This window comes from Micromonospora sp. LZ37 (assembly GCF_059359015.1).
The window spans coordinates 558,953-571,128 of record NZ_JCADBL010000002.1 but is presented as its reverse complement, the minus strand read 5'-3'; the positions used below and the strand labels follow the sequence as shown (position 1 = coordinate 571,128).

The following is a 12,176-nucleotide window of genomic DNA, read 5'->3' as shown; positions in this document are numbered from 1 at the left end:
CTGCGGCGCGCCGCCCCACCGAGCCGACCCGGCGGTGGCTCACTCCGGCTGCTCCGGCAGGAAGGCCAGCGCCATGGTCAGGTCCAGCACCGTGGCCGGGTCGTTGAGCCGCTCGCCGTACAGCTCGCGCAGCCGTCCCATCCGGTAGCGCACGGTCTGCGGGTGCACGAACAGCTCCGCGGCCACCTCGTCGCGCCGCCCCTGGTGCAGCAGCCAGGAGCGCAGCGTCTCGGCGAGCCGCGCGGCGGTGGCCGCCGGCAGCGTCGACAGCGGTTGCAGGACCTGGGCGCGCAGGTCCGCCAGGGCCTCCGGGTCGGTGCTGAGCACCAGTCGGGCCAGGTGCTCCTCGGTGTCCAGCGGCGCCCCGTCCTCCGGCAGGTGCAGGCCGAGCGCCAGCGTGCGCAGCACCCGCTGGTACGACTGGGCGACCTGGGGCCACGGCCGGGCCGGCCCGAGAACCGCGCGGTGCCCGTGCAGGGCGCCGGTGAGCTGCCGGCGGCGACGGTCGTGCGCGTCGGGGACGAGCAGCACCGCCGCGTCCTCGGCCAGCTCCACCCCGGGCAGGTCCTCGCCGCTCTCCAGGGTGTGCCGGCTGAGCATGGCCAGTACGCCGCGCAGGTTGCTGCGGGGCAGCACCGCCACGGTCAGGGTGCGCGGTGGGGGCCACTCCGCCCGTTCGGCACTGCGGCGCAGCACCTCCTCCGGCTCCCCGGCGAGCAGTTGCTGCACGAGCCGTTCCAGGTCGCGCCGGCGGACCCGGCCGGCGCTGGCCAGCTCGTCGGAGTGCCCGGCCACGCTGGCCGCGGAGAGTTCGTCGATGTAGGCGAACATCAGCTCGGCGAACTCGGCGACGGTCTCCGCGGAGAGCCCGTTCTGCACGGTGGTGGCGGAGACCTCCCGCCAGGACACCCGCGCTCCCACCCGGTACGCGGCCAGCAGCGCGTCCATGCTGCGCCCGGACCGGGCCTCGCCGCTGCCGAGGGCGTACGCGGCCTCCAGTGCCCGGCTCAGCGGGGTGCTCGGGTCGGCGGTCTCGGCCCGCTCCAGGAGCTGGAGGAAGGTGCCGAGGGCGATCCGGACCGCGTTCTCGATCTTGTCGCGCATCTGCCCGGTCAGGGTGCCGGAGTAGTCGGGCACCTCGCCGGTGATCGCGGTGACGGTCCGCTCGGCGACCTGGGGCAGCCGCGCGCGCAGCTGCTCGGCCACCCGTTCGTCGAGTCTCAGCTGGGCGGCGCGGTGGTTCGTACCCCCGATTGGCTCGATCATGCTGTTCTCCCCGCACAAAAAACAGTGTGGAATTCACCTTCGCCGGTCAAGATGTTATGCGAAGGGGCGAGCACCCTGGTGGTATGACCACCACTGTCCCTCGCCCTCCGGCGAAGGTCTCCGTCCGGGACCGGCTGCTCCGGCTCGCCGAGACGGTCACCACCCCGCTGCTGCCCGAGGACTATCTCGACCTGGTCGCGCCGCTGCGCGCCGGTGCCGCCCTGCGCGGGCGGATCATCGCCGTGGACGCCGAGACCCGGGACGCGGCGACCCTCACCATCCAGCCCGGCCGCGGCTGGCGCGGCCACACCCCGGGCCAGTACGTCCGCCTCGGCGTCGACGTCGACGGGGTCCGGCAGTGGCGGGCGTACTCGGTCACCTCGGCACCGGGTCGCGCCGACGGCCGGATCTCGGTCACCGTGAAGGCGATCCCGGACGGCAAGGTCAGCAACCACCTGGTCCGCCGGGTACGGCCCGGCACCATCGTCCAGCTCGACCAGGCGCAGGGCGACTTCGTCCTGCCCGACCCGGCGCCGGCCCGCGTCCTGTTCCTCACCGCCGGCAGCGGCATCACCCCGGTCATGGGGATGCTGCGCGCCGGTGCGTGCGCCGGCGCGGACGTCGTTGTGGTGCACTCCGCACCCACCCCGGACGACGTGGTCTTCGGCGCCGAGCTGCGGGAACTCGCCCGGCGGGGCGCGCTCCGGCTGGTGGAGCGGCACACCGACACCGAGGGCATGCTCGGTGTCGACCAGCTCGCCGCGCTGGTCCCCGACCACCTGGAGCGGCAGACCTGGGCCTGCGGGCCGATCGGCATGCTGGACGCCGTCGAGGAGCACTGGGCGGCGGCGGACGCCGCGGACCGGCTGCACACCGAACGGTTCCGGCCCACCGTGATCTCACCGGGGGAGGGCGGCACCGTCACCTTCACCCGGTCCGGTCTCAGCGTGCGGGTTGACGGCGCGACCCCCATCCTGGATGCCGGGGAGGCGGCCGGCGCGCTGATGCCGTCGGGCTGCCGGATGGGCATCTGCTACGGCTGCGTGCTGCCGCTGCGCCAGGGCGCCGTCCGCGACCTGCGCACCGGGGAGACCACCACCGCCGTCCCGGGCGACGGCGTACTCATCCAGACCTGCGTGTCGGCGGCGGCCGGTACCTGCGACATCGATCTGTAGACAGGAGGCCGGACGTGACCGTGATCCAGAAGAAGTCCGACAACCCGATCGCCCACCTCAGCGCCGAGGACATCGAGAGCCTCGGCAAGGAGCTCGACGCCATCCGCGACCGGGTGATCGCCGAGCGCGGCGAGTCCGACGCCCGGTACATCCGCAAGGTCATCAAGACCCAGCGGACGCTGGAGCTGAGCAGCCGCGCGGTGCTGCTCTTCTCGCTCTTCCCGCCGGCCTGGCTGGTCGGCACCGCCGGCCTGTCGATCGCCAAGATCCTCGAGAACATGGAGATCGGCCACAACATCCTGCACGGCCAGTACGACTTCATGCGCGACCCGAAGATCCACTCCACCACCTGGGAGTGGGACCACGTCTCCCCGGCCGACCAGTGGAAGCACTCGCACAACCAGCTGCACCACACGTACACCAACGTGATCGGCAAGGACAACGACCTCGGGTACGGCATCATGCGCGTCGACGAGGACCAGAAGTGGCACCCGATGCACCTCGGCCAGCCGCTGTGGAACCTCATCAACGCATGCTTCTTCGAGTACGGCATCGCCGCGTACGACCTGGAGCTGGGCCGCAACCTGCAGAAAGGCCGGCACAGGAGCCCCGAGTTCCGGGCCCGGGCCCGGGCCGTCGGTCGCAAGATCCGCCGACAGGTGCTCAAGGACTACGTCGTGCACCCGCTGCTCTCCGGCCCCTCCTTCCTCAGCACCCTCGCCGCCACCTTCACCGCGAACCTGATCCGCAACCTGTGGAGCCACTCGGTGATCATGTGTGGGCACTTCCCGAACGGGGTGGAGACCTTCGAGAAGAAGTCCATCGAGGGCGAGACCCGCGGCGAGTGGTACCTGCGGCAGATGCTCGGCTCGGCCAACATCAGCGGCAGCCGACTGATGCACATCATGACCGGCAACCTGTCGTTCCAGATCGAGCACCACCTCTTCCCCGACCTGCCCAGCAAGCGCTACCAGGAGATCGCCCCGCAGGTGCGGGCGCTGTTCGACCGGTACGGGCTGAAGTACACCACCGGCCCGCTGCCCAAGCAGGTCGCCTCCGCCTGGTGGAAGGTCATCCGGCTCTCGCTGCCCAACCGGAAGTCCGCCCGGCCCACGCCGGCCGACGAGCTTCCCACCCGTACCCTCGCTCCCTCCGCGGCCTGACCGACGACGGCGCCGCCGCCCCACGCGAAATGCGGTGGGCGGCGGCGTCGTCGCGCGCTACGGTCGGGGCATGCAGACCAGGCGCAGCACCGTTGCCGCCGCGCGAGCTTCCCGCTCGCCGGCCGCCGCCGCCTGATCGACCCCACACCCCGCCGGCGACCGGAAACGGTCCGCCGGCTTCGTCGTTTCACGGCACGCGTCTCCCGCGCGGCGGACCGTCTCCGGTCGCACCGACCCGGAAGGCCACCGCCATGGAACCCGACCAGATCGTCCGCACCTTCGTCGAGCACTACCGCCGCCGCGACCACCGGTACGCGCCGGAGAGCACGCTGGTCCGGCCGCCCGACGACCCGGTGCTCTTCACCACCTCCGGGATGCACCCGCTGACCCCCTACCTGGCGGGCCGGCCCCACCCGTCCGGGCGGCGGCTGGTCAACGTGCAACGCTGCCTGCGCACCACCGACCTGGACGAGGTCGGCGACCGCACCCACCTGACCGTCTTCGACATGCTGGGGTCGTGGTCGCTGGGCGACTACGCCATCGCGGAGAGCCTGAACTGGGGATACGAGCTGCTCCGCGACGGCTTCGGCGTCGACCCCGGCCGGCTGCACGCGACGGTCTTCGGCGGCGACGACCAGGTCGGACCGGACGAGACCGCGTGGCGGACCTGGACCGCGCTCGGGGTGCCGGTCGAGCTGAACCGCGAGGAGAACTGGTGGTCCAACGGGCCGACCGGGCCCTGCGGACCGGACTCGGAGATCTTCGTCTGGACGGGGGAGGGGCCACCCACCGGCACGCCCGGCACCGACGACCGGTGGCTGGAGGTCTGGAACCACGTGCGGATGCGCTACCACCGCCACGACGACGGCCGGCTCACCCCGCTGCCGCAGCCCGGCATCGACACCGGGATGGGCCTGGAACGGCTGGAGATGGTGCTGCGCGGCGGCCGGTCCGTCTTCGAAGGCGAGGGCCTGGCGTCCTGGGTGGAGGGCGTGGGCGGGCTCTGGCCGCTGGACGAGACGCCGCTGCGCCGGGTCTGCGACCACCTCCGGTCCGCGGTGGTCGTCCTCGGCGACGGGGTACGACCGTCGAACACCGGGCGCGGCTACGTGCTGCGCCGGCTGGTCCGCCGGGCGCTCACCGAACTCTGGCGCGACGACCCCACGCGCGGCCTCTCCGCGCTACCCGACGAGCCGTACGCGGACACGGTGCGCCGGTTCCGGCAGCACAGCGACGTCGACGTGGTGCGCCGCACGATCGCGGACGAGGAGCACCGGTTCCGTGGCCTGCTCCGCCGGGGCCGCCCGGTGGTGGAGCGGCTCCGGTCCCGGGGGCCGCTGACCGGGGAGGACTACCGCTGGCTGCACGACACCCACGGGCTGCCCCGCGACCTCGTCGACGGCCCGCTGGCGGAGCGGGGGTGAGCGGGGGCCGACCGGACCGGCCGACCCGGCTAGCCGAGCAGCAGGTACGTGGGCACCGCCACCAGCACCCCGGCGACGGCCCCGGCGAGCACCTGACCGGTGCTGTGGTCGCCCAGCCGTACCCGGGACCAGCCGATCAGCGCCACCAGTCCGGAGGCCGGCAGCAGGGCCGGGCCGAAGAGGACCACCAGCACGGCGGTGGCCCCGGCCGAGACGGCGGCGTGCGCGCTCAGCTTCCAGATCTGGTTGACGGCGGTGACCACGAGCAGCACCGCGAACATCACCACCACCATCGCCACCAGTGGCCGGGGCGCCCCGAGCAGCACCAGCGCGGCGAGACCCGCCAGCACCGACAGCAGCCCACCGATCAGCGGGCCACGGCGCTGTTCGCGTACCCCGATGTGGTGGTCGGTGAGCCGCCCACGCCGCACCCCCCACCAGATGATCCCGTACGGCACGGCGGCGCTGAACAGCAGCGCCAGCAGCCCCCAGCCGAGGCCGGCCGCCCAGCGCGGCGCGCTGGCGTGCACCGCGACGACCAGCGGCATCACCGCCGCCCACACCGCCGGCGCGAACACCTCGGTCACCGTCCGCGCCACGCTCGGGGTCGCCGGCGCGACCACCTCGGTATCACCGGAAACCATGCTGTTCCTCCACGTTCCGCTCTTCCGTCACGTCCCGCCCCGCGATCCCCTCGGCCGCCGGCGCGCCCGCCCGGTGCCGGGTGACCCGCCGGTGGGCGCGGGCCACCGCGATGAGCCAGGCGACCTGCCCGGCGGCCTCACCGGAACCGTCCGCGGGGCCGGCGGGCAGGTCGGGCAGTTCGTCGTGGTCCCCCGTCGGGGGCGCCCCGGCGGCGCGCGCGTCCAGCGCGGCGGCCAGCACCGTCGCCTCCACCGTGGCGGCCAGTCGGTCACCGGTCAACCCGGCCCGCCGGCCGGCGTCGCGCGCCGCGGTGAGGACCGCGGCCGACATCCAGGGACGCAGGGTGGCGTACCCGTCGAGGATCTCCACGGTGGCCCGGACCCGGCGCAGGTACGGATCGCGCAGCACCGCCACCAGCCCGGCGAGGCCGCGTGGCTCGGGCAGCAGGGCGACCTCCGGGAGCACCCGGTGCACGGCGACCTGCAACGGGCGCAGCCGATGGTGGTCGGCGACCGCCCGGGCCCGATCCCAGACCCGGTCCAGCCGCAGCAGCGGCCCCCACGAGGGCAGCGTCGAGCCGATCAGGATCAGCAGGATGGAGACGGTGAAGGTGAACACCACCACCGCGTCGGAGATCAGCCCGGCGTCGGGCCAGAGCGCGCCGGCGGCGATCGCGGCCAGCTTCGCCACCACGTAGAGCAGGCCACAGGCGGCGCCGGCCACGATCAGCCGCAGGCCGGCCCGGAGCAGCGGCCGGCCGGCCTCCCGGGCGTAACGGCCGGCCAGCACTGCCACCTGCGTCACCGACCAGCCGAGATGGCCGAGATAGACGAAGAGGAACGGGGCGTCGAACGGTTCGCCGTAGTAGCGGCCGCTGACCACCCGCGGGTCGTCCAGGTCGGCCCCGGCCGGGGTCAGCGCGAAGAGCACCGCGATGGCGGCGACGCACACCGCCAGCGCGACCGTCCGCCGGCGGACCTGCCGCCGGACGCGCTCGTCGTTTCCGGTCATGTGCAGCAGGAACGCCTGCGCGGCGGTGGCGGAGACCAGGGTCAGGCAGTTGGCGAGCGCCCGACCCAGGTCCAGCACCCCGAGCGCCCGGTCCAGAGCCGGCATGAACGGCTGGATGGTCAGCGACACGGTGACGCCGACCAGCGCCAGGCACAGCGCGCGCAGCGGCCGGTAGTGCGGTGCCCGGGCCAGGTCGCGCAGCTTGTAGAGGCTCATCAGCCAGCAGATCAGCGTCACGCCGATCATCAGGTTGCGGACGATGCTGATCATCGGTGGCGGCGTCGTTCGAGGGTGGCGGCGAGACGGGCGGCGATCGCGGGGTCGCCGGTGTCGCTGACCGGGATCTCCGACCAGCCCTCCGCCCGCTGCACGGCGAGGGTGCCGAACAGCTCCGCCCGCCGCTCCTGCGGCAGCGCGTACGAGCTGCGGGCCAGCCCGTCCGAGGTGGGGCCGCCGGTCAGCGCGGTGGCCACCTGTTCCAACTCCGACGGCGCGGAGGCGTCGTCGAAGAGGGCGTGCCCGTACTCGTGGCCGATGATGAGGCGCTGCCGCACCGGGCTGGCGTTGGCGGCGTAGAAAATGTAGTCGGCGAACTCACCGGCTACCCAGAGCCCGTGCGGGGCCAGGGCCGGCAGGTCCCGCGGGATCAGGTGCACCGGCCGGCCCCGGCGACGCTCGACCCGCTCGTGCAGTTGGGCGAAGGTGAAGGTCTCCGGCAGGCCCAGCGCGTCCAGGGCCTGCTCGGACTGCCGGCGCAGCTGCCGCAGCTGATCGTCGCCGCCGGCCGGTCGTCGTCGGCCGATCATTGGGCCGACGCCGCACGGGAGGCCGGCAGCCTGCGCGCGGCGAGCGACTGGACGCGGGTGGCGAAGAGCTCGGCCTGGCGTTCCTGCTCGACCGTGTAGGTCAGCCGGGTGAGCTGGCCGCGCAGCCGGTCGAGCGTCCCGGGGCCGAGGAAGCCGGCGAGCGGGCCGGCCACCGTGGGCAGCCCCTGGTGGCCCAGCAGCATGTGGCCGACGCCGTGCAGGACGAGGTGGTCGCGGTGCGCCCCGGACCGGGTGCGGCCCACCACGATGTGGTCGGCGTCCGCGCCGCGGCACCAGATCGCGCGTGGCTCCGGCAGTCGGGTCGGCGCGACGGTGACCACCAGCCGGCGTCCGCGCGAGCGGGCCAGCTCCGCCACGAACCGGCGCAGGTCGAACGGGCGCGGCAGGGCGATCCCGTCCAGCAGGTGGTCGTGCGCGTCGGCCCGGCCCGCCGGATCCGGCGGCAGCCACCAGCGGCGCAGCCGCGCGCAGGCGCCGGTGACCGGCCGGTCGGCGACGACGCTCACCGGTGCTCCGCCCGGCGGCGGGCCCGGGCGGCGGCCTCGAGGCGCTCCACCTGCTCGATCATCGCCACCACGGCGGCGTGCCCCTCGGGGGAGAGCCGGGCGTCGGCCAGCCGCATCGCCACCTGCTTGATGTGCGGATTGGCCAGGGCGTGCGCCAGGTCCCGCCCACCCTCGGCGTCGTCCTGGCCGGAGGCGAAGAAGCTGGACGGCTGGCCGAAGAACGCGGCGATGGCGTCCACCACGGACTGTCTCGGGTCCGGCGCCCGCCCCTGGCGCAGGTTGCTCAGGTGGGTGTGTGAGATGCGGCAGCCGCGCCGGGTCAACTCCTGGGCGACGTGGCGGACGCTGTAGGGCCGTCCCCGCCCGTCGGTGACGGTGCGGAACAACTGGTCGAGACGGGCGGCGAAGGAGTCGTCGCCCGGAACGCTCGCCTGAGCCATGGACTCCTCCGCGGATGGCTGATCGTGACCGGCGCCCCGCGGTGCGACCGCTTGTTGACCCCGCTACCGCGAGTATGTATAGCATTACGAGCCCTGGCATTGGGAGTGGACACTCCAGTCCACATGTGGCATCGCCGAATGCCAGGTGACGTCCTCGGAAGGTTCGACGGGAGCGCGCAGCGATGCGCCATCGGGGGTCCGTCGGAATCGCGGCGAGGACGCGTACGGGCCGGCGCGAGCCGACCCGCTGGGGGTGCGGCACGCCGACCGATCGGCGTGCCGCACCCCTTTTCCGCAGCTCCCGGGCGGTGGCAGCGGGCGCGTACGGGTGTCAGACTTGCCACCGGGCACCCAAGCGGCGAGGGACGTGGGCGCATGACGGGACACGGGAACGCACTCCGGCCGGACACCGACACCGCCGACCTGCTCGGTGCCCGGGTCACCCTGGTCGACCCGGCCGGGCTGCTGGCGGCCGCCGCCGCCGGACCGGTGGAGCTGCTGGCCGGCGCGGCCTTCCCCACGCCGGTACGCCGGGTCCGATTCACCGTCCGCACCGAGACCCGCGACGGGCGGCCGGTGCACCGCTTCGACGCGTGCCTGCGGGCCGGGCTGCCCAGCACCGCCGTCGGGCTGCTCGCCCTCGGCCTCGGCGGGCCGGCCGGGCTGCTGCTGGCCCACCGGCTCGCCGCCGGTGACCCGGTGGCCGGCCGGGTGGTCGCCGGCGTCGGACGGGTCGCCACCGAGGCGTCCCGACGGCTCGGGCTGCGCCCGTCCGGCACCCCGCCGGCCGAGCCGCCCCGGGACGCGGCCGGCACGGCGGCGCTGCACGCCGCCCAGGCGCTGGGGCTGCACCCGCGCATCGAGCACGAGGCCACCTCCGGCGGTCGGACGGCCACCGTACGCGGGGCCGTGTCCAGTGCGGACGTCACGCCGGCACACCTGCGGGCGATGGTCGCGGTCGTCCTGCAGGCCGTCCGTGAGCTGGCCGGTGACACCCCCGAACCCCGGGTGCTGGCCGGGCGGGCGTACACCGTGGGTCGCCGGCCGGAGGCGGTCGCGACGCCGCCGGTCGCCGCGGCGGTGACCCTCGACCAGGTCGGGGGCCTCGACGAGGTGGTGGCCCGGTTCCGGGAGATCGCGGTGTCGTTCCGGCACCCGCAGGTGATGGCCCGCTGGGGCGCCCGCCGCCCGCAGGGCATCCTGATGTACGGGCCGCCGGGCACCGGCAAGACCATGCTCGCCCGGGCCCTGGCCAACGAGATCGGCGCCGACTTCCGGGAGATCCGCACCCCGGAGATCCTCGACAAGTACCTCGGCGGCTCCGAGCGCAACATCAAGCAGATCTTCCGCGAGGCCCGGGGCTACCGGCGGCCCACCGTCATGCTCTTCGACGAGTTCGACAGCATCATCAGCTACGCCGGCGCCGGCGGGGACGCCGCCAGCCAGGCGGTCAACGCCGTCGCCGGCATCTTCAAGCAGGAGATGAACACCCTCATCGAGGCCAACCCGGACGTCATCGTGGTGGCCACCACCAACTTCCCGCAGCGGGTCGACGCCTCGCTGACCCGGTCCGGGCGCTTCGACGTCAAGCTGGCCATCCCGCTGCCCGACGAGACCGGACGCGCCGAGATCATCACCAAGATGGTCCGTGAGCTGATCGACCGGCACGAGCGGCCCGGCTTCCGGATGTTCGCCGACGACGTCGACCCGGGTGGCCTGGCGGCGCTCACCCCGGGGATGTCCGGCGCGGACATCCGTGAGGTGCTGCGCCGGGTGCAACTCGCCAAGGCGATGCGCGAGGCGTCGGAGGGTGCGCCGGCCGGCCCGATCAGCCAGGATGACCTCCGGGAGGCCGTCGCCGGGCTGCGCCGCGGCTGACGGCCCGTCGGAAGGAGACCCGTGTCGCCCACCCTGCTGTCCCGCCGTGACCTGAAGTTCCTGCTCTACGAGTGGCTGGACGCGCCCCGGCTGACCGAACGATCCCGCTACGCCGAGCACTCCCGGGAGACCTTCGACGACGTGCTCGACCTCGCCGAGCGGGTCGCCACCGACCACTTCGCCCCGCACAACCGGGCCGCCGACACCAGCGAGCCCACCGTCTCCGGCGGCCGGGTACGGATGATCCCGCAGGTCAAGGCCGCGCTGGACGTCTTCGCCGAGACTGGTCTGCTCGCCGCCAGCCTGGACGCCTCCGTCGGCGGGATGCAGCTGCCGCACGTCGTCTCCGCCGCCGCCTTCGCCCACTTCCAGGCGGCCAACATCGGGACGTCGGCGTACCCGTTCCTCACCCTCGGCAACGCCAACCTGCTGCTCGCCCACGGCAGCGCCGCACAGATCGACACCTTCGTCCGGCCCATGGTGCAGGGCCGGTTCTTCGGCACGATGTGCCTGTCCGAGCCGCAGGCCGGCAGCTCGCTGGCCGACATCACCACCCGGGCCGAGCCGCAGGACGACGGGACCTACCGGATCTTCGGCACCAAGATGTGGATCTCCGGTGGGGACCACGAGCTGGCCGAGAACATCGTCCACCTGGTGCTGGCCCGGATCCCCGACGGCCCGGCCGGGGTGAAGGGCATCTCGCTGTTCATCGTGCCGAAGCTGCTGGTCGAGGCGGACGGCGCGCTCGGCGCCCGCAACGACGTCGTGCTGGTCGGCCTCAACCACAAGATGGGCTACCGGGGCACCACCAACACCCTGCTCAACTTCGGCGAGGGGGTGCACCGGCCGGACGGCCGGGCCGGCGCGGTCGGCTACCTGGTGGGCGAGCCGCACCAGGGGCTGGCGCAGATGTTCCACATGATGAACGAGGCGCGCATCGGCGTGGGGGCCGGCGCCACCGCGCTCGGCTACACCGGCTACCTGAAGTCCCTGGCGTACGCGCGGCAGCGCCCGCAGGGCCGGCCGGTCGCCGACAAGGACCCGACGGCGCCGCAGGTGCCGATCGTGGCCCACGCCGACGTACGCCGGATGCTGCTGGCCCAGAAGAGCTACGTGGAAGGCGCCCTGGCCCTGGTGCTCTACTGCGGACGCCTCCTCGACGAGGAGCGGACCGCCCCGGACCCGGCGGACCGGGAACGGGCGCACCTGCTGCTGGACATGCTCACCCCGATCGCGAAGAGCTGGCCGTCGCAGTGGTGCCTGGCCGCCAACGACCTGGCCATCCAGGTGCACGGCGGCTACGGCTACACCCGCGACTACGACGTCGAGCAGCACTGGCGCGACAACCGGCTCAACCCCATCCACGAGGGCACCCACGGCATCCAGGCGCTCGACCTGCTGGGCCGCAAGGTCACCATGAGCGGCGGAGCCGGGCTGACGCTGCTGTTGGAGACGATCGGCGCGACGGTGAGCCGCGGCTGGAAGGCCGATGGCGAAGCCGCCGAGCTGGCCGCGCAGCTGCGCGGGGCGACGGACCGGGTCGCCGCCACCACCCGCCGGCTCTGGGCCACCGGCGACCCGTCGCTGGCCCTGGCCAACGCCAGCGCCTACCTGGAGGCGGTCGGCCACGTGGTGATCGCCTGGATGTGGCTGGAGCAGCTGCTGGTCGTCGAGGCGGCGACCGGTGACCCCGACGCCGCCTTCTACGCCGGCAAGCGGCAGGCCGCCCGCTACTTCTTCCGGTACGAGCTGCCGCGCACCACGGCCTGGTTCGACCTGCTGGACAGCCTGGACCGGACCACCCTGGAGATGCGCGACGACTGGTTCTGAGCGGTGTGGGC

General features: G+C 73.7%; 11 protein-coding genes. 5 read left to right on the top strand and 6 right to left on the bottom strand.

Annotation, left to right across the window (positions count from 1 at the left end; genetic code table 11):
* Window positions 1-39: 39 nt before the first annotated feature.
* Entirely contained in the window at window positions 40-1,266 is a 1,227-nt protein-coding gene (locus AC5L3Z_RS06805; RefSeq protein ID WP_494840370.1) for a PucR family transcriptional regulator, read from the bottom strand.
* Window positions 1,267-1,349: 83 nt separating this feature from the next.
* Between AC5L3Z_RS06805 and AC5L3Z_RS06800 the strand changes: the two genes are divergently transcribed.
* From AC5L3Z_RS06800 to AC5L3Z_RS06790, 3 genes are all read left to right on the top strand, one after another.
* A complete protein-coding gene (locus AC5L3Z_RS06800; protein ID WP_494840368.1) occupies window positions 1,350-2,441 on the top strand; it encodes a ferredoxin reductase in 1,092 nt (363 codons plus the stop codon).
* A gap of 14 nt (window positions 2,442-2,455) precedes the next feature.
* Window positions 2,456-3,604: a fatty acid desaturase family protein gene (locus AC5L3Z_RS06795; RefSeq protein WP_494840366.1), complete on the top strand. Its 1,149-nt coding sequence runs from the start codon at window positions 2,456-2,458 to the stop codon at window positions 3,602-3,604.
* A 251-nt stretch (window positions 3,605-3,855) separates the two neighbouring features.
* Complete coding sequence (locus AC5L3Z_RS06790; protein ID WP_494840365.1) at window positions 3,856-5,028, top strand: alanine--tRNA ligase-related protein; 1,173 nt, start codon at window positions 3,856-3,858, stop codon at window positions 5,026-5,028.
* A 29-nt stretch (window positions 5,029-5,057) separates the two neighbouring features.
* Here AC5L3Z_RS06790 and AC5L3Z_RS06785 read toward each other — a convergent pair whose 3' ends face one another.
* The 5 genes from AC5L3Z_RS06785 to AC5L3Z_RS06765 are packed head-to-tail and all read right to left on the bottom strand — an operon-like array spanning window position 5,058 to window position 8,457.
* A complete protein-coding gene (locus AC5L3Z_RS06785) occupies window positions 5,058-5,672 on the bottom strand; it encodes a hypothetical protein (RefSeq protein WP_494840364.1) in 615 nt (204 codons plus the stop codon).
* Entirely contained in the window at window positions 5,659-6,954 is a 1,296-nt protein-coding gene (locus AC5L3Z_RS06780) for an MAB_1171c family putative transporter (RefSeq protein ID WP_494840363.1), read from the bottom strand. The genes AC5L3Z_RS06785 and AC5L3Z_RS06780 overlap by 14 nt, the downstream gene beginning before the upstream one ends.
* Window positions 6,951-7,490, bottom strand: coding sequence for a hypothetical protein (locus tag AC5L3Z_RS06775; protein ID WP_494840362.1), 540 nt, complete (start codon window positions 7,488-7,490; stop codon window positions 6,951-6,953). Before AC5L3Z_RS06775 ends, AC5L3Z_RS06780 begins: the two co-directional genes overlap by 4 nt.
* Window positions 7,487-8,017, bottom strand: coding sequence for a hypothetical protein (locus tag AC5L3Z_RS06770; RefSeq protein WP_494840361.1), 531 nt, complete (start codon window positions 8,015-8,017; stop codon window positions 7,487-7,489). The genes AC5L3Z_RS06775 and AC5L3Z_RS06770 overlap by 4 nt, the downstream gene beginning before the upstream one ends.
* The gene (locus tag AC5L3Z_RS06765) at window positions 8,014-8,457 is read right to left on the bottom strand and encodes a hypothetical protein (RefSeq protein ID WP_494840360.1); all 444 of its coding nucleotides are present in this window, start codon (window positions 8,455-8,457) and stop codon (window positions 8,014-8,016) included. The genes AC5L3Z_RS06770 and AC5L3Z_RS06765 overlap by 4 nt, the downstream gene beginning before the upstream one ends.
* Window positions 8,458-8,832: 375 nt before the next feature.
* Here AC5L3Z_RS06765 and AC5L3Z_RS06760 point away from each other — a divergent pair, with 375 nt between their 5' ends.
* Complete coding sequence (locus tag AC5L3Z_RS06760) at window positions 8,833-10,335, top strand: ATP-binding protein (RefSeq protein WP_494840358.1); 1,503 nt, start codon at window positions 8,833-8,835, stop codon at window positions 10,333-10,335.
* A 21-nt stretch (window positions 10,336-10,356) separates the two neighbouring features.
* Window positions 10,357-12,165 carry an acyl-CoA dehydrogenase gene (locus tag AC5L3Z_RS06755; protein WP_494840357.1) on the top strand — a complete coding sequence of 603 codons (1,809 nt, stop codon included), beginning with the start codon at window positions 10,357-10,359 and terminating at the stop codon, window positions 12,163-12,165.
* Window positions 12,166-12,176: the final 11 nt, after the last annotated feature.